The 21,756-nt window shown below is 64.4% G+C and carries 18 protein-coding genes and 4 tRNA genes; 5 read left to right on the top strand and 17 right to left on the bottom strand.

Going from position 1 to position 21,756, the window contains the following annotated elements:
- Window positions 1–8 precede the first annotated feature (8 nt).
- The 7 genes from GYA95_RS03900 to GYA95_RS03870 all read right to left on the bottom strand — a co-directional run bounded on the left by GYA95_RS03900 (window position 9) and on the right by GYA95_RS03870 (window position 7,835).
- Window positions 9–1,028: a WD40/YVTN/BNR-like repeat-containing protein gene (locus tag GYA95_RS03900; protein WP_015269449.1), complete on the bottom strand. Its 1,020-nt coding sequence runs from the start codon at window positions 1,026–1,028 to the stop codon at window positions 9–11.
- A 289-nt stretch (window positions 1,029–1,317) separates the two neighbouring features.
- On the bottom strand, window positions 1,318–3,975 hold the full coding sequence (gene pepN, locus GYA95_RS03895; protein WP_015269448.1) for an aminopeptidase N: 2,658 nt from the start codon (window positions 3,973–3,975) through the stop codon (window positions 1,318–1,320).
- A 13-nt stretch (window positions 3,976–3,988) separates the two neighbouring features.
- Window positions 3,989–4,819 carry a DUF2797 domain-containing protein gene (locus tag GYA95_RS03890; RefSeq protein ID WP_015269447.1) on the bottom strand — a complete coding sequence of 277 codons (831 nt, stop codon included), beginning with the start codon at window positions 4,817–4,819 and terminating at the stop codon, window positions 3,989–3,991.
- Entirely contained in the window at window positions 4,816–5,076 is a 261-nt protein-coding gene (locus tag GYA95_RS03885) for a YeaC family protein (RefSeq protein WP_003260154.1), read from the bottom strand. Before GYA95_RS03885 ends, GYA95_RS03890 begins: the two co-directional genes overlap by 4 nt.
- A gap of 13 nt (window positions 5,077–5,089) precedes the next feature.
- A complete protein-coding gene (locus tag GYA95_RS03880; protein WP_015269446.1) occupies window positions 5,090–5,977 on the bottom strand; it encodes a rhomboid family intramembrane serine protease in 888 nt (295 codons plus the stop codon).
- Window positions 5,974–6,945 carry a metallophosphoesterase gene (locus GYA95_RS03875; protein WP_013971625.1) on the bottom strand — a complete coding sequence of 324 codons (972 nt, stop codon included), beginning with the start codon at window positions 6,943–6,945 and terminating at the stop codon, window positions 5,974–5,976. The genes GYA95_RS03880 and GYA95_RS03875 overlap by 4 nt, the downstream gene beginning before the upstream one ends.
- Window positions 6,945–7,835 (bottom strand): NAD(+) kinase, encoded by an 891-nt coding sequence (locus tag GYA95_RS03870; RefSeq protein WP_013971624.1) that lies wholly within the window; start codon window positions 7,833–7,835, stop codon window positions 6,945–6,947. Before GYA95_RS03870 ends, GYA95_RS03875 begins: the two co-directional genes overlap by 1 nt.
- 88 nt (window positions 7,836–7,923) lie before the next feature.
- Between GYA95_RS03870 and GYA95_RS03865 the strand changes: the two genes are divergently transcribed.
- Together GYA95_RS03865 and GYA95_RS03860 are read left to right on the top strand one after the other, a co-directional pair.
- Window positions 7,924–8,856, top strand: a complete 933-nt coding sequence (locus tag GYA95_RS03865) for a DUF1853 family protein (protein WP_043935444.1) — start codon at window positions 7,924–7,926, stop codon at window positions 8,854–8,856.
- Window positions 8,857–9,018: 162 nt separating this feature from the next.
- A complete protein-coding gene (locus tag GYA95_RS03860) occupies window positions 9,019–9,564 on the top strand; it encodes a cytochrome b (protein ID WP_003260150.1) in 546 nt (181 codons plus the stop codon).
- Here GYA95_RS03860 and GYA95_RS03855 read toward each other — a convergent pair.
- Window positions 9,555–10,445, bottom strand: a complete 891-nt coding sequence (locus GYA95_RS03855; RefSeq protein ID WP_015269444.1) for a 1-aminocyclopropane-1-carboxylate deaminase/D-cysteine desulfhydrase — start codon at window positions 10,443–10,445, stop codon at window positions 9,555–9,557. The two genes, GYA95_RS03860 and GYA95_RS03855, sit on opposite strands and share 10 nt — an antisense overlap.
- Window positions 10,446–10,598: 153 nt before the next feature.
- Window positions 10,599–12,635, bottom strand: coding sequence for an NADPH-dependent 2,4-dienoyl-CoA reductase (locus tag GYA95_RS03850; protein WP_015269443.1), 2,037 nt, complete (start codon window positions 12,633–12,635; stop codon window positions 10,599–10,601).
- Window positions 12,636–12,826: 191 nt separating this feature from the next.
- On the opposite strand from GYA95_RS03850, the gene GYA95_RS03845 reads away from it, so the two are divergent.
- A complete protein-coding gene (locus GYA95_RS03845; protein ID WP_015269442.1) occupies window positions 12,827–13,945 on the top strand; it encodes a nitrilase-related carbon-nitrogen hydrolase in 1,119 nt (372 codons plus the stop codon).
- A gap of 4 nt (window positions 13,946–13,949) precedes the next feature.
- Window positions 13,950–14,990, top strand: a complete 1,041-nt coding sequence (locus GYA95_RS03840; RefSeq protein ID WP_015269441.1) for an AraC family transcriptional regulator — start codon at window positions 13,950–13,952, stop codon at window positions 14,988–14,990.
- Between the two features lie 346 nt (window positions 14,991–15,336).
- Here the strand turns inward: GYA95_RS03840 and GYA95_RS03835 are convergent, their stop codons facing one another.
- Window positions 15,337–16,746: an aminotransferase-like domain-containing protein gene (locus tag GYA95_RS03835; RefSeq protein WP_161551236.1), complete on the bottom strand. Its 1,410-nt coding sequence runs from the start codon at window positions 16,744–16,746 to the stop codon at window positions 15,337–15,339.
- A 121-nt stretch (window positions 16,747–16,867) separates the two neighbouring features.
- On the opposite strand from GYA95_RS03835, the gene GYA95_RS03830 reads away from it, so the two are divergent.
- Window positions 16,868–17,737, top strand: coding sequence for a DMT family transporter (locus GYA95_RS03830; RefSeq protein WP_013971616.1), 870 nt, complete (start codon window positions 16,868–16,870; stop codon window positions 17,735–17,737).
- A 207-nt stretch (window positions 17,738–17,944) separates the two neighbouring features.
- Here GYA95_RS03830 and GYA95_RS03825 read toward each other — a convergent pair whose 3' ends face one another.
- The 7 genes from GYA95_RS03825 to GYA95_RS03795 all read right to left on the bottom strand — a co-directional run bounded on the left by GYA95_RS03825 (window position 17,945) and on the right by GYA95_RS03795 (window position 21,756).
- Window positions 17,945–18,784: a DUF2242 domain-containing protein gene (locus tag GYA95_RS03825; RefSeq protein ID WP_015269439.1), complete on the bottom strand. Its 840-nt coding sequence runs from the start codon at window positions 18,782–18,784 to the stop codon at window positions 17,945–17,947.
- Window positions 18,785–18,984: 200 nt separating this feature from the next.
- A tRNA-Asp gene (locus tag GYA95_RS03820) sits at window positions 18,985–19,061 on the bottom strand.
- A gap of 140 nt (window positions 19,062–19,201) precedes the next feature.
- A tRNA-Asp gene (locus GYA95_RS03815) sits at window positions 19,202–19,278 on the bottom strand.
- 99 nt (window positions 19,279–19,377) lie between these two features.
- A tRNA-Asp gene (locus tag GYA95_RS03810) sits at window positions 19,378–19,454 on the bottom strand.
- Window positions 19,455–19,520: 66 nt separating this feature from the next.
- A tRNA-Val gene (locus tag GYA95_RS03805) sits at window positions 19,521–19,596 on the bottom strand.
- Between the two features lie 178 nt (window positions 19,597–19,774).
- Complete coding sequence (locus tag GYA95_RS03800) at window positions 19,775–20,548, bottom strand: SDR family oxidoreductase (protein ID WP_013971614.1); 774 nt, start codon at window positions 20,546–20,548, stop codon at window positions 19,775–19,777.
- A complete protein-coding gene (locus GYA95_RS03795; RefSeq protein ID WP_003258500.1) occupies window positions 20,545–21,756 on the bottom strand; it encodes an O-succinylhomoserine sulfhydrylase in 1,212 nt (403 codons plus the stop codon). The genes GYA95_RS03800 and GYA95_RS03795 overlap by 4 nt, the downstream gene beginning before the upstream one ends.

The following is a 21,756-nucleotide window of genomic DNA, read 5'->3' as shown; positions in this document are numbered from 1 at the left end:
CCTGCTGGTCATGGACGCACCTCTTGGTCAGCACCCTGCGGGTCAGCCAGGTGCACGCCACCCTGCCCTACCAGCAGCAGGCCGCCATCGGCCAGGCCGCTGACGCCGGCCAGGGCAATGCGGTCGGCGCGGTTGTAGACACTGAAGGTCTGGCCGTCATCGGTACTGCGCAGCACGCTGCCGCCATTGCCGACCAGCACCAGGCTACCGTCCTCGACAAGCGTAGCGCCTGCCAGGCCGAATTCGAGGGTGCCACGTGCGGCCTTGAGCTCGATCGGTTGCCAGCTGTCACCGAAATCGGTGGAGCGGAACAGGTTGCCGCGCAGGCCGTAGGCCAGCAATGTGCGCGGCTGTGCAGTGCCGATCACGCCGAACAGCGAGCCCTCGTAGGGGCCTTGAACCTTGGCCCAGGTCTGGCCGTTGTCGGCTGAGCGGAACATGCCGCCCTGCTCGCCGACAATGAACAGGCCCGCGTCACGCACCTGGGCGATACCGTTCAGGTGCAGCTGGTCGGGGTTGTCCAGGCGCTCGGCCACGTCCTGCCAGTGCTGGCCGCCGTCGGTGGTTTCCAGCAAGGCGCCGTAGGCACCTACGGCAAAGCCGTGCCGGGCGTCGAGGAAGGCGACATCGAGCAAGGGTGCTTCGCGGGGCAGGTCTTCGAACTGCTTGCTCCAGGTGGCACCACCATCGCTGCTGGCGAGCACCAGCGCATCGTGGCCGACGGCCCAGCCGCGCTTGTCGTCGAGGAAGAACACCGCGGTCAGCAGTTGCCGGGTGGGCACCCGCGCCTGGGTCCAGGTTCTGCCCTGGTCGTCGGAGAACAGGATATGACCGCGATCGCCCACCACCACCAGGCGCTTGCCGGCATGGGTGGCGTCGATCAGCAGGCTTTGGCTGGCCTTGGCCGATTCGGTGGAATATTCGTCGGCGGCAGCGGCTTGCACGTTGTCAGCCCACACGCCGAGCCCCAGCGCCAGTACCGCGCTGGCTGCCAATGGCCAGGCAAAGCGCCTGTTCTGTTCCCTCATGACTGTCCCCCTGTTGTGTTCTTGTCTGGTGGGTCAATGCACTGCAGGTACTGCGAAAAGCCTGATCTAGAGGCCCGCAATAGCTTGAGGGGATCGTAGCGGGGATATTTGCGGGAACACAACGGGCGGGGTGTTATGTTTTGTTGTCGGCTGTAAAAAGCCGGGGGCCGCTGTGCGGCCCATCGTCGGCAAGCCAGCTCCCACAGGGACAGCACATGCCTTGACGGCAGTGGAGTACCTGTGGGAGCTGGCTTGCCGGCGATGGGCTGCAAAGCAGCCCCCTTCGCCCTTAAGCCAGGCTCTTGCTCACCACTTCATACACATCACTGGACAGCTCACCAGAAGCCAGAATCCGCTCCAGCTCGCCCTTCATCAGGGCCTGACGCGCAGCGTCATACTTGCGCCAGCGGGTCAGTGGTGCCAGTTGCCGCGAAGCGATCTGCGGGTTCAGCGCATTCAGCTCGATCACCAGGTCCGCCAGGAAGCGGTAGCCCGAGCCATCCGCCGCATGGAAGTTGACCAGGTTCTGCCCGGCAAAGGCGCCGATCAACGCACGTACCTTGTTCGGGTTCTTCAGGGTGAACGCCGGGTGCTGCATCAGCGCCTTGACCCGCGCCAGCCCGCCCGGCAGCGTACTGGCCGCCTGCACGCTGAACCACTGGTCCATGACCAGCGGGTTGTCCTTGAAGTGCTCGGCAAAGGCTTCCAGCGCCTTGGCCCGCTCGGCCTCGAACGGCGAGTTGACCAGCACGGCCAGGGCGGTAAGGCGCTCGGTCATGTTGTCACAGTGCTCGAACTGCTCCAAAGTCGCCTGCAGCACCTGCGGCTTGCCGCTCTGCATCAAGTACGACAGCGCGATGTTCTGCAGGCTGCGGCGAGCGAAATGCTCGGCCGAGGCCACGTAGGCGGTGCTGCGCGACACTTCGCGGTTGGCCTGGTAGCGCGCCCACAGGGCGTCGAACAGCTTCTCGGCGATCTGCTGGCGGGCGAACTCGCGGGCGGCGTGGATGGCGTCCACGTCGGCCACCTGGCTGATCTCGGTGAGGTAGGCCTCACCCGGCAGCGAGAGCATTTCGGCAACCATGGCCGGGTCCAGCGACTCGTTACCGAGCACAGTGCCCAGGGCAGTGATCAGACGCTGGTCGAGCTTGAGCGTTTCGCCGCGCTGATGCTGACCGATCAGCTCCTGCAGCACCTGCACCGACAGCTGCTGCCCCGCCTCCCAGCGGTTGAAGCCGTCGCTGTCGTGCTGCATCAGGAACATCAGCTGGTCACGGTCGTAGGGGAAGCTCAGCTTGACCGGTGCGCTGAAACCACGCAGCAGCGACGGCAGCGGCTTGGCCTGGATACCCTGGAAGGTGAAGGTCTGCTCGGCCTCGGTCACCGACAGCACGCGGCTGGTGCCCTGCGCCGTATCTTCGCCGGCCAGTTGCAGCGGCAGGTCGTTGCCTGCAGCATCCAGCAGGCCAAGCTCCACCGGGATCACAAACGGCAGCTTTTCGGCCTTGTCCGGGGTCTGCGGGCAGCTTTGGCGGAAGGTCAGGCTGTAGGTTTGCGCGGCCGCGTCATAGGCCTCGCTGGCTTCCAGGCGCGGGGTGCCGGCCTGGTTGTACCAGCGCTTGAACTGGGTGAAGTCGACGCCGTTGGCGTCTTCCATGGCCTTGATGAAATCGTCGGTGGTCACCGCCTGGCCATCGTGGCGTTCGAAGTACAGGTCGCTGCCCTTGCGGAAGCCGTCGGCGCCCAGCAGGGTACGAACCATGCGCACCACTTCGGCGCCCTTCTCGTACACGGTCAGGGTGTAGAAGTTGGAGATCTCGATGAAGCTGTCCGGGCGCACCGGGTGGGCCATGGGGCCAGCGTCTTCGGCGAACTGGTGAGTACGCAGGTAGGCCACGTCTTCGATGCGCTTGACCGTGCGCGAGTTCATGTCGGCGCTGAACTCGGCATCGCGGAACACCGTGAAGCCTTCCTTCAGCGACAGCTGGAACCAGTCACGGCAGGTGACGCGGTTGCCCGACCAGTTGTGGAAATACTCGTGGGCAACCACGCCTTCGACGCGCTGGTGGGCGGCATCGGTGGCGGTTTCGGCACGGGCCAGCACACAGCTGGAGTTGAAGATGTTCAGGCCCTTGTTTTCCATGGCGCCCATGTTGAAGTCGTTGACCGCGACGATCATGAAGATGTCCAGGTCGTACTCGCGGCCATAGACTTCTTCGTCCCAGCGCATGGACTTCTTCAGGCTGACCATGGCGTGGTCGCACTTGTCGATGTTCTCGGGCTCGACATAGATGCGCAGGGTCACGTCACGGCCGGACTGGCGGGTGAAGCTGTCCTCGACGCACCACAGGTCACCGGCCACCAGGGCGAACAGGTAGGCCGGCTTCATGAACGGGTCTTCCCAGGTCGCCCAGTGGCGACCATCGTCTGCCGGCCCGCTGCCGATCGGGTTGCCGTTCGACAGCAATACCGGGTAGCGATGCTGCTCGGCGATCACCGTGGTGGTGAAGGTGCTCATCACATCCGGACGATCGAGGTAGTAGGTGATCTTGCGGAAGCCTTCGGCCTCGCACTGGGTGCAGAACATCTTGCCCGACTTGTACAAGCCTTCCAGCGCGGTGTTGCTCTCGGGGTGGATCTTCACGCTGGTGTCGAGGGTGAAGCGCTCGGCCTTGGGCTGCACGGTCAGGCTGTCGGCGTCGAGCTGGTAGTCGCCCGGCTGGAGTTCCTGGTCATCCAGCGAGGCGCGCAGCAGCTCAAGCTGCTGGCCATCGAGTACCAGTGGCGGCAGGCCGGCACCGCGTGCCGGGTTGCGGCGCATGACCAGTTGCGCGTGAACCAGGGTATGGTCCTCGAACAGCTCGAAGGTCAGGTGCGTCTCGTCGATCAGGTACTCGGGCGCCTGGTAATCCTTGAGGTAGATCACTTGCGGTTGTTCGGTACGCATGTGCAGGTCCTTTTTACTGGAGTACGGCCAACTGGTAGGCCGTGTACTTGCGAATATTGATCACACCGGTGTCGAAGATCAGGTACTGGCCCTTGATGCCCAGCAGCGTGCCTTCCACTACCGGGTCCTTGTCGAGGTTGAAGCTGACGATCTTCGATGGGTAGGCCTCGACCGGGTACTTCATCTGCACCACTTCGGCATCGGCCAGCGGCTGAACCGCCTGCAGGCCGAAACGCCCCTGCAGCTCGCGCAAGCCATCGGCACAGGCGTCGAAGACCTGTTCACGAATGGCCACCAGGTCGAGCTCCTCGGCATCGCCCTTGAGCAGGGCGCGCCAGTTGGTGCGATCCGGCACCTGGCTGCGCAGCAAGTCTTCGACCAGGCCGGACTGCTGGCGGGTGGCCACGCGCACGATCGGCAGGGCCTGGCTGGCGCCCTGGTCGAGCCAGCGGGTGGGCAGCTGGGTGGCGCGGGTGATACCGACCTTGATCCCCGACGAGTTGGCCAGGTAGACCACATGGTCGGTCATGCAGAACTGTTCGCCCCACGACGGTTCGCGGCAGGTGCCGGCGTCGTAGTGGCACTTTTCCGGCGCCATGATGCACACGTCGCACTGGGCCAGTTTGGTCATGCACGGGTAGCAGTAACCCTGGCTGAAGCTGGTCTTGGTGCGCTTGCCACAATGGCTGCAGTGAATGGCGCCAAGGTACTCAAGGCGCAGGCGCTGGCCGATCAGCGGGTTGACCGGCACCTGCGTGTCATCCAGGCGAAAGCTGTACTGCACCACTGGCGCCTGCAGGCTTACCGCCATCTTGCTCAACGAGCCACGAGCGAGTTCGATCAATGTACCGAGTCCGACTTGAACAGAATGTTGGCGATCGGCGCGGACTTCGAGGCGCATTCCTGCGGGCCCATGTAGCCGGTACGCTGGTCTTCGGGCAGGTTTTTCATCTCCCAGGCGATTACCGCCTGCAGCGACAGCTCTTTCTGCTCGGCAGTGAGCTTGCGGCCATCCGACCATTTGCCGATTTCCACGGCCAGTTTCAGGCTCTCGTAGATTTCCGGGGTGATGTTTTCGATCATTTGCGCGAAAGTGGACATAGTGTCTCCTGATTCAAGCCGACAGTTTACGCCGGGCAAGCGCCCCACCCAAGAGCCCGGTCAGGCATCCGATGAGCAGCCCGCCGACGTGGGCGGCGTTGGCGATCTGGCCAAGGCCCAGGGTGTCGATCACGCCGCTCAGGCACACCACCAGCCAGATCAGCATCATCACCAGCACGCCCTTGGGCAGGTTGAAGTAACGGTCGGGTGCCAGCCACTGGTACAGCCAGATGTGCCCGAGCAGGCCGTACAGCACGCCGGACAGGCCGCCGAACAGGCTCGGCCCGCTGCTGTAATGCTGGGCCAGGTTGGACACCAGGCTGAACAGCAGGGTCAGGCCCAGCAGCGCCCACGGGCCCTGGCGCAGTTCGATGCGTTTGCCCAGCTCCCAGTACCACAGGCTGTTCATGGCCAGGTGCAGCACGCCGAAATGCAGCAGCATGGGCGATACCAGGCGCCACCACTGGCCTTGGTCCAGGCTTTGCGCCAGCGGGTTGAAGTACAGGTAGTCGCCCTGGACGCGGAAATCGAGGAAGGTGAACCAGCTGATGGTGGTGAAATTGTCGCCAAGGCCGGTGAGGCCGGCGACGATGAAGCACAGCAGCAGGGTGATAGTGGTGACTTTGCAGGCTTTGGCCTGTTCTGCCAGGGAGGGTTGTGTGGGGCTATTCGCGGGTAAACCCGCTCCCACAGGGTCCTGTGCAAGTTCGAGGTCGGCGTTGCCGTCGGGGTAGCGCTGGTAGAGTTCGCGGACGTCCGCTGCCAGGGTGTCGGGGGCCCACAGCACCTGGGCATCGCCCTCCTCGCTGACCCGGTGCGGCACCTGCAGGCGCTGCAGCAGGTGAACGAAGCCGCTGAGGTCGACCGACAGCGGCAGGCGCATCACTTCGATAATGTTCATTGGTTGGCCTGTGGGCGGTCGACGTCGACCCAGACGAACTTGTGCGGGTCGATGCGGGTTTCATCATCCAGCCGGTAGGCTGCCAGCTTGCCGTAGAGCACGGCGCTGTAGTCCAGGCAGGCCAGGTTGGCGCGGATCGGCGCCGGGCGGCCGCTGCGCCAGTAATGGCCGACGAACAGCATGGGCTCGTCTTCGGCATAGCGCAGCAAGGCGTTCTTCTGGCTGTGACTGAGCGGGGTGCTGGCCACTTCCGCGGGCAGGGCGTCTGGCTGGAACACGATGTCACCGTAGGTTTGCGGGTCTTCTTCCCAGAACTTGGTACGGAAGAAGGCACGGGTCAGGCCGTCGCCACCGGTGAGGGTCAGGCCGTCCGGCAGGCGCATGTCGGTACCGCGCAGCAGGCGGTTGCACACGGTGGCGGCAAAGCTGCCGTTCACCGCCGAGGCCTGGATGAAATGCTCGTCGATACGCCCGTCGGGGTACTGCTGGCGCAGCGGCTCGATCAGCCGCGGGTCCCAGCAGGCATGCACCAGGCGGAAACGCCCGGCGTCGACGAACAGCGGCAATTCGTAGAACCAGTTGACGAAGTCGTGCCAGTCAGCGGGGTGGTGGGCGAACTGGGTCAGGGTTTCGTCGATCAGCCGGGCGTGGCGTGGCGTATGCTCGCGCACAAAGGCCTTGCCGCTGCCAGGCAGTGCCGGGGTGACCCAGCCCAGGGCGTTGTACTCGTGGTTGCCCATGATGCAGAACGCCTGGCCGGCCTCGACCATGTCGTGGACGATGTGCAGCGCCTCGCGGATGCGTGGCCCGCGGTCGACGATGTCGCCAAGGAACAGCGCCTGGCGCCGCGGGTGGCGCCACACGCCTGCCACACGCTTGTAACCGAGGGCGTCGAGCAGGCGTTCAAGGGTCAGCGCACAACCGTGCACGTCACCGATGATGTCGAAACTACGCGCCGGATCGAGCATCAGTCGTCCCTGCTTCCCAGCCGGCTGCCCCAGCCGAGCTTGGTGCGGCAGACCTCGTAGTAATTGTGGTCCAGCGGGTGGATCAGGCGCAGCTTCTGCGGTTTCTTGCTCACCGTGATGGTGTCGCCGGGGGCACAGGTGAAGTGGTTCTGGCCGTCACAGGATACCTGCGGGTAGATCTGCAGGTCCTTGGACACCACGATCTTCAGTTCGCTGTTGCCGTCGACCACGATCGGCCGGCCTGACAGGGTGTGCGGGTACATCGGCACGATGACGATGGCGTCGAGCTTGGGGTGCATTATCGGGCCGCCGGCCGACAGCGCGTAGGCGGTGGAGCCGGTGGGGGTGGCGACGATCAGGCCGTCGGCCTTCTGGCTGCAGACGAACTGGCCATCGATGTAGATCTCGAACTCGATCATGCGCGTGGACTTGCCCGGGTGCAGCACCACATCGTTCAGCGCATCACCCTGGCCGATGGCTTCGTTGTGGCGGCGTACCTCGGCCTGCAGCAGGAAGCGGTTTTCCACCAGGTAGTGGCCGTCGAGCACTTCGGCGACCTTCTCTTCCAGCTCGTCGGGGCGGATGTCGGTGAGGAAGCCCAGGTTGCCACGGTTGATGCCCAGCACCGGAATGTTGTGCCGGGCCAGGGCGCGGGCGGCGCCCAGCAGGCTGCCGTCGCCGCCGACCACGATGACCAGGTCACAGACCTCACCCAGCAGCTTGCGGGTGGAGGTTTGCAGGCCATGGCCAGGCAACACTTCGGCGATGGTGTCCTCGAGGATCACGTGCAGGTGGCGCTCGATAAGAAATTTTTTCAGTCGGCGAATGGTGTCGAGCACCTGGGAGCTGCCAAGGCGGCCAATGATACCGATATTGCGAAATTGCTCCATGGGGCTCCTGCGAGGCTCTGCGGCGGGTGACTATGCCGCGATTATGGGCGAAACCACCGGGTAGCGGCAAACCGGCTATGCTCGCAGGATGATGCCATTCGCCCTGCTCCACGACCTGCCCCGGCAGCTACGCCGCCCCAACGTGCGCGACCTGGCCTGGGCCCTGCTGTCGCCCCCGTTGCTCAGCGCCCCGCCCTGCCCCCAGCGCCACCCGCTGGCGGGTAGCCTGTGGGCGGACCAGCCACAGCGCCTGGCAGACTGGCTGCGGGCGCTGGATGACGATGATCGCCCACTGCGCGACTGGCTGGCGCAGCTAGGCAGCCGGCGCCTGGGGCACTACTACGAACGGCTGTGGCAATTCGCCCTGGGCCAGGCCCCGGGCATCGAACTGCTGGCAGCCAACCTGGCGATTCGCGAAGGCGGGCGCACCCTGGGCGAGCTGGATGTGGTGCTGCGCGACCGCGATGGTGTGCACCACCTGGAACTGGCCATCAAGCTGTACCTGGGTCCGGAACACCCCGGGCACGACCCCGACACCTGGCTAGGGCCAGGCTGCCATGACCGACTGGGAAGCAAACTGGCGCACCTGGCACGGCACCAGTTGCCCATGTCGGCGGGGGCGCACAGCCGCGAGGTGCTGGCCCGGCTGGGGGTGGAGCAGGTGCAGGCGCATGTGTGGCTGGGTGGCTATCTGTTCTACCCGTGGCCCGGGCATGCGCAGCCACCACAGGGCGCCAACCCGCAGCACTTGCGCGGGCGCTGGCTGCGGCGGCGGGACTGGGTCATGGGCGAAGGTGAGCAATGGCAGCCGCTGCAACGGCATGCCTGGCTGGCGCCGGCGCGGGTCGAGGCGCATGAGTGCTGGGCGGTGGAGCAGTTTGCGGCGTGGCTGCATGTGCTGGAACGGCAGGCTCCGGCGCAGTTGCTGGTGAGGTTGGAGCAAGAGGCTGACGGGGCGTGGCAGGAGGCCGAGCGGGTGTTTCTGGTGGCTGACAGTTGGCCATCTACACCCGAGGCATGATGCCAGCTGTACCGGCCCTTTCGCGGGCTTGCCCGCGAAGAGGCCGGTGCAGACAACACAATTTTCACAGACCTGGCGCAAAGATTTGTTCCCCCGCAGCCATTACAGTACTTCCTGAGCGCCGGCAAGAGCGCCATTCCGACCTGATGACGAGGACCGATCATGGTTTCATCCACCCCCGCGACCCATTACGCGCGCCTGTCCATTGCCCTGCACTGGCTGATGCTGGTGCTGCTGGCCGCTGTCTACGCCCTAATCGAACTGCGTGGCCTGTTCCCCAAGGACAGCGTCGAACGCAACCTGATGAAGGACCTGCACTTCATGCTCGGGCTCAGCGTGTTCGTGCTGGTCTGGTTGCGCCTGGCCATCCGCCTGAGCCGCCCGACCCCACCCATCGTGCCCAAGCCTGCGGCCTGGCAGACCGGCCTCGCGCACCTGATGCACCTGGCGTTGTACCTGCTGATGATCATCCTGCCGCTGGCCGGCTGGCTGATCCTCAGCGCCGCCGACAAACCAGTGCCGTTCTTCGGCCTGGAGCTGCCGCACCTGATCGGCCCGAACCCGGATCAGGCCAAGTTCATCAAAGGCTGGCATGAACGCATCGGCAGCTGGGGCTACTGGCTGATCGGCCTGCACGCGCTGGCCGGGCTCTATCACCACTATGTGCAGCGCGACAACACGCTGCTGCGCATGCTGCCCTACAAGTAACCGCGCCGGCCCTGCAGGCCGCCGGTGTGCACCACGATCAGGCGGGTGCCGGGCGCGAACAGCCCGGCCTCGACCTGCTCACGCAGGGCCAGCAGGGCCTTGCCTGTGTAGAGGGCTTCGAGCGGCACGCCGGTGTGCCGCTCGCAATCAGCGATGAACGCCAGCAGATCAGCGTCGAATTTGCCGAAACCGCCACGGCAGGCGTCGTGCAGCTTGTAGCCATGCGCGCCGGCCAGTGCTGCTACCGCCTCCGGCACGCCATGGTCCCTGGGTACCGCCAATGCACCATGCACCACATGTGCGCCCGCCTCGGCCATTACCAGACCGGCCAGGGTAGTCCCCGTTCCGGCAGCCAGCCACCAGGCGTCGTAGCCCGACCAGCCCAGTGCCGCGATCTGCGCCCGTGCCTGCTGCATGATCAGCGCGCAGCCCTGTGCACCGGCAAGCCCGCCTCCCCCTTCGGGGATGCAGTGCCAACCCGGATAGCGTGCCTGCCAAGGGTCCCAGAAACCCGCTTGGTTTCGTGCGCGGTAGCCGCCATAGCCCAGCCAGTGCAGTTCCATACCCAGCGCCTGCAGGTCACGCACGGTTGGCGTGTCCTGGGCGTGACCACGCAGCAGGCCGGCGGTGGCGAAGCCGAAGCGCTTGCCGGCAGCGGCCAGGGCGTGCAGGTGATTGGAATGGTTGCCGCCGAGGCTGATCAGGCCCGAGGCGTTGCTGGCGCTGGCCTGTTGCAGGTGATGGCGTAGCTTGAACCATTTGTTGCCGCTGATCAGCGGATCGATCAGGTCCAGGCGCAGGATGGCGGCTTCTACCTGGGCTTGTTGGAGCCAGGGCAGGATCAGGGGCTGCAAGGGGGGTTGGGGGAGGTCAAATTGCATCGCGCGAGTTTACCAGTGAAGGCCTGGGGGCTGCTTTGCAGCCCATCGCCGGCAAGCCGGGCTCCCACGGGTACAGCGCCAACCTCAAGCATCACGCTGTACCTGTGGGAGCCCGGCTTGCCGGCGATGGGCCGCAAAGCGGCCCCGGCGATCTCAGAGCTCAGCCGCCAATCTCGAACCCTGGTTGATCGCCCGCTTGGCATCCAGCTCGGCCGCCACATCGGCCCCACCAATCAGGTGCACCGACTGCCCCGCCGCCACCAGCCCGTCCTGCAGCTCGCGCAGCGGTTCCTGCCCGGCACAGATCACTACGTTGTCCACCGCCAGTACCTGCGGCTCGCCATCGGCCACGCGAATGTGCAGGCCCGCATCGTCGATGCCCAGGTACTCGACGCTGTTGAGCATCTGCACCCGCTTGTTCTTCAATCCGGTGCGGTGAATCCAGCCAGTGGTCTTGCCCAGGCCGTCACCCACCTTGGATTTCTTGCGCTGCAACAGGTACACCTGCCGCGCCGGGGCATGCGGCTCGGCCTTGATCCCGGCCACGCCACCACGCGCCTGCAGATGGGTGTCGATACCCCACTCCTTCCAGAACGCCTCACGGTCCTGGCTGGTGGCAACGCCCTGATGCACCAGATACTCGGAAACGTCGAAACCGATGCCACCCGCGCCAATCACCGCGACAGCCTTGCCCACCGGCTTGCGCTCGAGCAGCACGTCGAGGTAGCTGAGCACCTTGGCATGCTCGACACCGGGGATGGCCGGTGTGCGCGGGGCGATGCCGGTGGCCAGGATGATCTCGTCGTAGCCACCGTCCACCAGGGACTGCACATTGACCCGGGTGTTCAGGCGCAAGTCCACGCCCGTGCTTTTGACCTTGTTGCGGAAGTAACGCAGGGTTTCATGGAACTCTTCCTTTCCCGGTACCCGCTTGGCCACATTGAACTGCCCGCCGATCTCGCTGGCGGCATCGAACAGGGTCACCGCGTGGCCGCGCTCGGCCGCCACCGTGGCCGCCGCCAGGCCGGCCGGGCCTGCGCCGACCACGGCAATGCGCTTCACGGTGCGCACAGGCAGGTAGTTGAGCTCGGTCTCGTGGCAGGCACGCGGGTTGACCAGGCAACTGGTCAGCTTGCCGCCGAAAGTATGGTCCAGGCAGGCCTGGTTGCAGCCGATGCAGGTGTTGATCTCGTCGCCGCGACCGGCAGCGGCCTTGTTGACGAAGTCCGGGTCGGCCAGGAACGGGCGTGCCATCGAGACCATGTCGGCATCGCCTTCGGCCAGCACCGCCTCGGCCACCTCCGGAGTATTGATGCGGTTGGTGGTGATCAGCGGAATGTTCACCACGCCGCGCAACTTGGCGGTGACCTTGCTGAATGCCGCGCGCGGCACCTTGGTGGCAATGGTCGGTATACGCGCTTCGTGCCAGCCGATGCCGGTATTGATCAAGGTCGCGCCGGCCTTCTCGATGGCCTTGGCCAGCAGCTCGATTTCGTCCCAGGTGCTGCCGCCCTCGATGAGATCGAGCATCGACAGGCGGAAGATGATGATGAAGTTCGGCCCGACCGCGCCGCGCACCCGGCTGACGATCTCCACCGCCAGGCGCATGCGGTTTTCATAACTGCCACCCCAGCGGTCGGTGCGGTGGTTGGTGTGGGCGGCGAGGAACTGGTTGATGAAGTAGCCTTCCGAACCCATGATCTCGACGCCGTCGTAACCGGCGCGCTGGGCCAGCACCGCGCAATTGACGAAGTCGGCGATCTGCTTCTCGATACCCGCCTCGTCCAGTTCCTTGGGCTTGAACGGGTTGATTGGCGCCTGGATCGCGCTGGGCGCCACCTGGCGCGGGCTGTAGGCGTAGCGCCCGGCATGCAGGATCTGCAGGCAAATCTTGCCGCCGGCAGCGTGTACCGCCTCGGTGACGATGCGGTGCTTGTCGGCTTCTTCCTCGGTGCTGAGCTTGGCCGCCCCGGAATACACCCCACCCTCATCGTTGGGCGCGATGCCGCCGGTAACCATCAGGCCGACACCACCGCGGGCGCGCTCGGCAAAGTACGCCGCCATGCGCTCGAAGCCGCCCGGGCGCTCTTCGAGGCCGGTGTGCATCGAGCCCATCAGGGTGCGGTTGCGCAAGGTAGTGAAGCCCAGGTCCAGCGGTGCGAGCAGGTGCGGGTAGCGGTCGGCGGCCATGGAAAGGTCCCCAGGTGGCGTATTCACGGAATGCGGGTGCCTCACCGGCTGGCGGACCCCGTCGTTTGTCTGCCTGCGACATTAAACAGACGTTTGAACGGGCTCAATGATCGAAACTGACAAGTTATTGATCCTCGCGCACAGCGCGACTACCCTAGGAAACTCTTGTTTCCAAGGCGCTGTCCTGCTTCATGCGAAAACTCCTGGCAAGCGCCCTGGCGCTGGTGATGATCGCCGCCCTCTGCGGCTACGGTTTCTGGACCCAGCAGCGCCCGGAAGGCCATTACCTGTCCGACCTGCGCATCGAACTGGCGCTGAACCATGGCGTGCCGGGCGAGCACGGCAACCTGCTTGGCGTCGAACCGCTGCTGTTCCCGGGCGACTACCAGAACCTGCAGCGCCTGCACCGCAAGCTCGCGGCCTACCTGGAGCAAGCCCGCACCCAAGGGCTGGTCGGCCCGCGCACGGTGGTGGTGCTACCCGAGCACATCGGCACCTGGCTGTGGGCGCGTGGCGAAAAAAACGAGCTTTATCAAGTCACGCAAAGCCGCGAAGCTCTGCAATGGCTGGAACTGAGCAACCCGCTGCGCTATGGCCTGGCCATGCTCCGTGCCGACGGGGACGACTGGCGCGCCGACGCGCACCTGCGCATGAAAGCCGAGCAGATGGCTGCGGACTACCAGCAACTGTTCGGTGGCCTGGCCAAGGAATTCAATGTCACCCTGGTGGCCGGCTCTATCGTACTGCCCGCCCCCTACGTGAAACAGGGCGTGCTGCATGCCGGCAGCGGCCCGCTGTTCAACAGCAGCGTGGTGTTCGCCGGCGACGGCTCGCTGCTGGGCCAACCGCAACGCCAGCAGTTCCCCGACAGCGAAATGCGCCGCTATGTACATGATGGCCGCCAGCACCCGCTGCAGGTATTGCAAACCCCTGCCGGGCGCCTGGGCGTGCTGGTGGGCAGCGACAGCTGGTACCCGGAAAACCACCAACAACTGGCCCAACAGGCAGTACAACTGATCGCCAACCCGGTGTTCCTCAGCGGCAAGGGCAGCTGGCAAGCGCCCTGGCGCGGCAATCGCCATCAGGATGCCAGCGCCGGGCTGCCCTTGCGGCGCGGCGAAGTCAGCGAACAGGCTGCATGGCAGCGACTGACCCAATCGGCCGGAACCAGCGTCAGCAGCATGAGCGTGTTCATGCGTGGGCAGTTCTGGGAACAGGGCAGCGACGGCCAGGGCTTTGCCCGCCAGGCGGGTGAATTGCTGGCAGGCCCCCCCAGCCCTGGAGCCCGCCTGTTGAACCTGTGGTTGTAAGCCCATGGCCCGCCCCCGCGTGCGCCTGGGTGACCTGTCGGTTGGTTTTGTCCAGCCGCTGACCGAGGCCCTGCGTGAACTGGGCCACGACCCCGAGCCGCTGCTGCGCCGCTATGGCCTGGACGCGGCACGCCTGGGCGAAGCCGGTGCGCGCTTGTCGATCCCGCGCTACATGCACCTTGGGCACGCTGCCATCGAGCTGTGCGGCGAGGCCGCACTGGGCCTGCACATGGGGCGCCTGAGCCGCCTGGCGCATGCCGGCCTGGCCGGGGTCACCGCTGCCCAGGCACCGAACCTGGGCGAGGCGGCACGTACCCTGTTGCGCTTTGAGCCGCTGTATGCGGCCAACTACCGAGGCCACTCCAGTTTTCAGGAAGATGCCCAGGGCGCCTGGCTGCGCTTCTACTCCATCAGCCCCTACAACGCCTACAACCGTTTCGTGGTCGATTCGCTACTTGCCGGCTGGCTCGCCCAGCTTGCCGACCTGGCCGGTACGGCGGTGCAGGCCGAACATATGGACATCGAGTTCGCCGCACCCGCTTATGCCGCGCGCTACCAGCCGCTGTGCAGCACGCCCGTGCAGTTCGCGGCCGCTGGTAACCAGCTGCGCCTGAGCCGGGCCACGCTGCAGCTGGCCAACCCCAGGCATTGCCCGAGCACCTGGCAGCACCTGCTACAGCTGTGCGAGGCGGAAATGCTGCAGCGTACGCGGGTGCGCAGCCTGGGTGAGCGCATTACCCACCTGCTGGGCCCGTTGCTCAATGGTGGCCGTGAACCGGACCTGGAAGAAGTGGCGCTGCACCTGCAACTGCCGACCTGGACCTTGCGCCGCAAACTGGCCGAGGAAGGCACGCGCTTTCGCGACCTGCTCAGTGAAACACGGCGCGACCTGGCCGAGACCTATATTCGCGATACGGAGTTGGCCTTCGGCGAGATTGCCTATCTGCTGGGGTTTGCGTCGGCCGAGGCCTTCCAGCGCGCGTTCAAGCGCTGGACGGGCCTTACACCGGGAGAGTTTCGCCGCAGCCAGCGGCGGGCAGGCTAGAGCTCTGTAGCGTCGTCAGCCGGTTCCGGGGTGTCCAGTTCATAAGCCTGGAATTCGAGAAGTTCTTCTTGGTATTCGTCCATAGCCCTAAGCCCTCTTCATTCATTTTTCCTGGTAACTGTCGCCTCACCCTAGGCAGGAAGGATGAAGGAATCATGACAAGCTTATGATCCGGTGCCCAGCAATCGTTAGCCCCGTGCTACTTGATATTAGCCGTTTGTAGGTCATGCAGGCTTTAGACGGCAGGCCCAAGCCGAACTACGCGTGCGCAGTGCTGGCTGCGCTCCCCGTGCGGTGCGCGAGCATGCCGTAGCCATTTCTGTCGCAGGTGTGCCCCATGACAAGCTCAGCCTGGCACTAAGTGCTCTGGCGACTGCGCACTCAGCGCCCTTTTCAACACTTCGTAGAGTTTGCCGTCACCCGATTGAGCAACGTTGAAGCGCAGGAAATCCCCCGCCGTCATGGATTGGCTGAACGCATTACCGGGCGCCAGCACTACACCTTCATTCAGGCAGGTCCTGGCCAGCGTTGCTGCATCCTTGCCTTGAGGGAGCTGGCACCAGAGGTACATGCCTGCCTGGGGAATTATCCACGGCTTGATACCAATGGCCTGAAGCCTCGGCACCGTTCTGTCCATTGCCTCGCCTAACCGGTGGCGGACACCTTCCATGTGTTTTCGGTACCCGCTATCCGTAATCGCTTGATAGATGATGTCCGCGGCCAAGCGTCCGCCGCCGAAGGTGGTCGCGATCTTCAGGTCGACCAGGCTCTCGATCCATTCACCACGGGCGGCGATGTAGCCGCATCGGATTGAAGCAGAGATGGTCTTGGAAAAGCTGCCTATCTGAATCACACGCGAGAGGCCGTCGAAGGCAGACAGCCGTGGCGCGGGCGTATTCTCGAAATCCGCGAAGATGTCGTACTCCACGATCACCAGGCTAGAGGTGTCGGCCAGCTTCAGCAGCCTGTGCGCGGTGACCGGGGACAGGCTGGCCCCGGTTGGGTTGTGGATGCCGGAATTGGTGATGTACAACCTGGGTGCGTGCCTGAGCAGGGCTGCGCCGAACGCCTCGATGTCCGGGCCTGTCTGCGTGTAGGGTACCCCGACAATGTTCACCCTGTGGGCTTTGAGCAGTGCGTGAAAATTGAAATAGCAGGGGTCGTCGACCAGGACCGTGTCCCCCGGTTCCAGCAGAAAACGGCAAATCAGGTCGATGGCGTGGGTGCCCGATTCGGTGAGCATGATCTGTTCCAGCGGGGCTTCGATGCCGATGCCAGCCAGCCGTCGCGACAGGAACTGCCTGAGCGGCGGATGCCCGAGCGGCGACGCGTACTCGGCCAGTTTTACCGTGTCGGAACGGGCAGCGACTCGCAGCGCTTTACGCATGCCGGCTTCGTACATCCAGGAGGCAGGCAGCCACCCGCACCCTGGTTTCAGCGCATCGCTGGAGGTTTCAAGAGACTGGCGCGAGATCCACAGCGGGTCGACCTCACGATCGAGCCTGGGGCCGAGTTCGGTCAGTGCCAAGGGCGCCACGGGCCCTGCCACGTAGTAGCCAGAGCCAGGGCGGGCGCTGAGCACCCCCTCTGCCATCAACCGTTCATAGGCCTCAAGTACGGTAGAAACCGATACCTGCATGGCCTGCGCCATTGCCCGGACCGAAGGGATCCGCGTACCGGGTGTGTAGGTCCGGGAGGCTATCCTCGCCTGCACCTCACCCATGACGGTCCGAATCAGCGTTCCACTGCGTTTCATCGCACCCTCAACTGTGCTGGATTAATGTGCATAACAGTTCGGTCAAACTGTATTGGATTGTACATGGCCTTGGTGAGCGCGTCAGTGATGTACTGAACCCAGACTTATCGAGGACTGGGCGATGGAAAAATCAACAAGCGGATGGATCAACGGCTTTATAGGCGTCGCCATCTTCGCCGGCTCGCTGCCGGCCACCCGTGTGGCAGTGACGGCCTTCGAACCGACGTTCCTGACCTGTGCCAGGGCAACGATTGCCGCTCTGTTGGGGGCGCTTTTCTTGCTTGTGCTGCGCCAGCCTCGCCCTGAACGCGGTGACCTGTGGTCATTGGCGGTAACAGCGTTGGGCGTGGTAATCGGTTTCCCGCTGCTGACGGCACTGGCCCTGCAGCATGTAACCTCTGCGCATTCCATTGTCTTTGTCGGGCTGCTGCCGCTGTGTACCGCAGGGTTTGCCGTGCTGCGGGGCGGTGAGCGACCTCGGCCACTGTTCTGGTTGTTCTCGTTGACGGGTGCCGGAATCGTCGTTGGTTATGCGCTTATGAATGGTGGGGAGGCATCGGCGCTGGGCGATTTACTGATGATGGCGGCGGTCATCGTCTGTGGGTTGGGTTATGCCGAAGGGGCGCGGCTGTCGCGGACGTTGGGGGGTTGGCAGGTGATCAGTTGGGCGTTGCTGGTGGCGTTGCCGCTGATGCTACTACTGACAATCACTAATCTTCCGACACCAGATGCCTTCGCCAAAGTAAGCGCCCCTGCGTGGTTCAGCCTCGGCTACGTTTCACTGTTCAGCATGCTGATCGGTTTTGTGTTCTGGTACCGAGGGCTGGTCCAGGGTGGCATTGCAGCAGTGGGCCAGTTGCAACTCTTTCAGCCGTTCATGGGGCTTGGGCTGGCAGCGTTGCTGCTGCACGAACAGGTCAGCTGGATGATGCTTGTGGTGACGCTGGGGGCTGTCATCTGTGTTGCCGGGGCCAAGAAGTACGCCTTGTAGATGTCGATCCAGAAAAAAGCGCATTGGGAAGGCTTCGCCAAGCCGCAGCGCGCCTTGGGGACCTCCGTAAGCTGTTCGCACCGGGGCAGTTGCACAGCACAGGGCCAAGTTCATGGGCACGGAGGATTTTGCCCCATGGCGGTACTGCGCAGATGTTGAGAACTGCGTAGTACCTGTGGGAGCGGGTTTACCCCTACAGGCAAGCCATCAGAGGGCGGGGGACGCGGGCTCAGCGGCCTCGGCAGGCTGTGCTTGCTGTTGTACTTCAATAGGCGCAGCCTCAGCCGGCGGTGCCACTGGCTGCGAGCCCTGGCTGTCATCCAGCACCGGCGCTGCTACCGCCTCGCTGGCCGGGGCTACAGGGGCCGGGGCTGGCGCCGCATCAACCAAAGGCTCAGCAACCGGGGCCGGTGCCACCGGCGCTGCGGCGGCCGGCTCCGGCAGCCCCAAGGCAGCCGCTGGCGCGTCGACCTGCGGTGCGGGCTCCTCGACCTTGGCCTTGCTCTCCTGCCTAGCCTTGGGCTTTGGCAAGTAGCTCTCAACCAAGGCGAAATAGCGATCATAGAACTGCGCCGCTGTCACAGTCTCGCTGGCCACCTTGACCATCGAGTCGTCGCTGGAGCCGATCGGCATCGATACCGACCCCAGTACACCAACCCCCAGGCTGGCGGAGGTGTTGGACTTTTTCAGCGCGTAGCGGTCCTGCAAGGCGTTGGCGAACATGGTCGAACGCTGCTCGTCGCTCACATCCGGCGCACAGGTGACGTTGAAACTGATCTGCAGGTGGTTCTCGCTGTTCTGCTGGAAGCTCTTGTTGCCCACCACCTGGTTGGCGCCGCTGCTGGTGATGATGTAACCCTGGCTGAGCAAGGCGCGTCGGGCGGCCTCGCAGGAGCCGGCATCGCTCACCGGGAAGCTGCGCGAGAAGGTGCCCGAGTCATCGAAGTTCTCGTGCTCGTAGACGGCGGCTTTTTTCGAGGAACAACCGGTCACGCCCGCCAGCACCAGGGCCAGCCCGAGCGCACCAAAGACGGAAGATCTGGTCATTGCGAATTCCGGGTAAGTCAAGAAGGTGCCTATTGTGCAACACAGCAGGCAGGCACAGGAACCGCTGATCGGTGAAGAGTCTGTCAGGTTCGTGTAAATCTGGGTCAAGGGCGGCAATTGCCAGACGCAGAAACGAAAAAAGCGACCCTAAGGTCGCTTTCTCGTTGCTTCGAGACGTTCAAGGGGCCTCGAAGCGAAGATGGCGCAGCGGACGGGACTCGAACCCGCGACCCCCGGCGTGACAGGCCGGTATTCTAACCGACTGAACTACCGCTGCGTATCATTCAGGCTTGCGCCCGATTGAAACCTGGGTCTACCCTTCCGGCGTGATGGCCTCAGGACAGGCACAAAAAAAGCGATGACGTGATCGCTTCTTTTGTGTTTGCTTCAAGGTGTTCAAGGACCTTGAAACGAAGATGGCGCAGCGGACGGGACTCGAACCCGCGACCCCCGGCGTGACAGGCCGGTATTCTAACCGACTGAACTACCGCTGCGTATCGTTCAGGCTTTCGCCCGATTGAAACTGGGATCAGCCTAAGGCGTTTACCTTGTGGCTTCAGACCGGTGCCAGGCACCCATCTGATACTGAAAAATGGCGCAGCGGACGGGACTCGAACCCGCGACCCCCGGCGTGACAGGCCGGTATTCTAACCGACTGAACTACCGCTGCGCAGTGCGTTCCTCTCTGGCTATCGGTTTCTTGCGAAACCTGAAGCACCAGGAACATCTCAGGAAGTGGTGGGTGATGACGGGATCGAACCGCCGACCCTCTGCTTGTAAGGCAGATGCTCTCCCGGCTGAGCTAATCACCCTCGCGATGTTGCTTGTTGCGTTTGCTTCGCTGAGGCCGCGAAATTTACGCAGGTGGCGAAGCTAAGTCAATAGCCCCATTGAATTTTTTTCAGAAAAGCGCAAAAGCGGTGCGGTTGCCTGTGGCGGCCTCTTCGCGGGTAAACCCGCGAAGAGGCCGGTACAAGATATGCACAAGGCTCAGGTGTAGATCATCTTGCGGGTCATGCCGCCATCGACCACGAACTCCTGGCCGGTGACGAACGCCGCTTGCCGAGACAACAGCCAGGCAACCATGGCCGCCACGTCTTCCACCGTCCCTACCCTGCCCGTCGGGTGCTGGGCATGGTCCGCCTCGGTCAACGGCTCGGCACGGCGCTGCGACGGATCACGGGCATCGATCCAGCCCGGGCTCACCGCATTGACGCGAATCTCCGGGCCCAGGCTCATGGCCAAGGCATGGGTCAAGGCCACCAGCCCGCCCTTGCTCGCTGCGTAGGCCTCGGTATCGGGTTCGGATTGCCGCGCCCGGGTGGACGTGAGATTGACGATCGCCCCATTGTGCGCACGCAGGTACGGCGCACAATGCTTGGCCAGCAGCATCGGGCCGTTGAGGTTGACCGCCAGCACCCGGTTCCACTGCGCCAGGCTCAGGCTTTCCAGGGTCTGGTTGTGCGGGTTGGCGATGGCCGCATTGCACACCAGCGCGTCCAGGCGACCAAACTGCCCCAGCACCTCCGACACCCCGGCGCTGACCTGGGCCTCGTCGGCAACGTCCATGGTGATGAACCAGGCATTGTCACCCAGCGCCTTGGCCGCCTTTGCGCCGCGCTGGCGGTCAAGGTCGCTGAGCACCACCTGCCAGCCTTCGCAGATCAACCAGGCGGCAATACCCAGGCCGATGCCGCGTGCGGCACCGGTCACCAGGGCTACCCGGCCGTTATGGCCGGGCGTACCGCCGCGGATTTCAATCACAGTGCCGCCAACCCGCGCGCCAGGTCGGCCTGCAGGTCGGCCACATCTTCCAGGCCCACGGCAACCCGGATCAGGCTGTCGCGGATACCCGCGGCTTCACGCTCCTGCGGCGTCAGGCGACCGTGGGAGGTGGTGGCCGGGTGGGCGATGGTGGTCTTGCTGTCACCCAGGTTGGTGGTGATGGAAATCACCCGGGTAGCGTCGATGAAGCGCCAGGCGCCTTCTTTGCCACCCTTCACCTCGAAGCTGACCACCGCACCGAAGCCACTCATCTGGCGCTTGGCCAGTTCGTGCTGCGGGTGGCTCGGCAGGCCGGCGTAATGCACCTTCTCCACGCCCTCCTGCTGCTCCAGCCATTCGGCCAGCAGTTGGGCGCTTTCGCAGTGCGCACGCATGCGCAGGCGCAGGGTTTCCAGGCCCTTGGTGAAGATCCAGGCGTTGAACGGGCTGAGGGTGGGGCCTGCGGTACGCAGGAAGCCCACCACTTCTTTCATCTGCTCGGCACGGCCGGCAACCACGCCACCCATGCAGCGGCCCTGGCCGTCGATGAACTTGGTGGCCGAGTGGAACACGATGTCGGCACCCAGCTTCAGCGGCTGCTGCAGCGCCGGGGTGCTGAAGCAGTTGTCCACCACCAGCATGGCGCCGTGGGCATGGGCGATTTCGCTGAGCGCGGTGATATCGACCAGCTCTGCCAGCGGGTTGGACGGCGATTCGACGATCAGCAGCTTGGTATTGGCCTTGATGGCCTTTTCCCAGCCGGCGAGGTCGACCAGCGGCACGTAGTCCACCTGCACGCCAAAGCGCTTGAAGTACTTCTCGAACAGGCTGATGGTCGAGCCGAACACACTCTGCGACACCAGCACATGGTCACCGGCACTGCACAGCGACATCACCACGGCGAGGATCGCCGCCATGCCGGTGGAGGTGCCCACAGCCTGCTCCGCGCCTTCCATGGCCGCCAGGCGCTCCTCGAAGGCACGCACCGACGGATTGGTGTAGCGCGAATAGACGTTCCCCGGCGTTTCGCCGGCAAAGCGTGCGGCCGCATCGGCAGCCGTGCGGAACACATAGCTGGAGGTCAGGAACAGCGCTTCGCTGTGCTCGGCCTCCGGTGTACGGTTTTGACCAGCGCGCACCGCCAGGGTGTCGAAACCGACACCCTCGAGGTCACTGTCCAGTCGTCCGGCATCCCATTGATCCGTCAT

The organism is Pseudomonas asiatica, assembly GCF_009932335.1.
In the GTDB taxonomy this organism is placed as follows: domain Bacteria; phylum Pseudomonadota; class Gammaproteobacteria; order Pseudomonadales; family Pseudomonadaceae; genus Aquipseudomonas; species Aquipseudomonas asiatica.
This window is presented reverse-complemented; position numbering and strand designations above follow the sequence as displayed.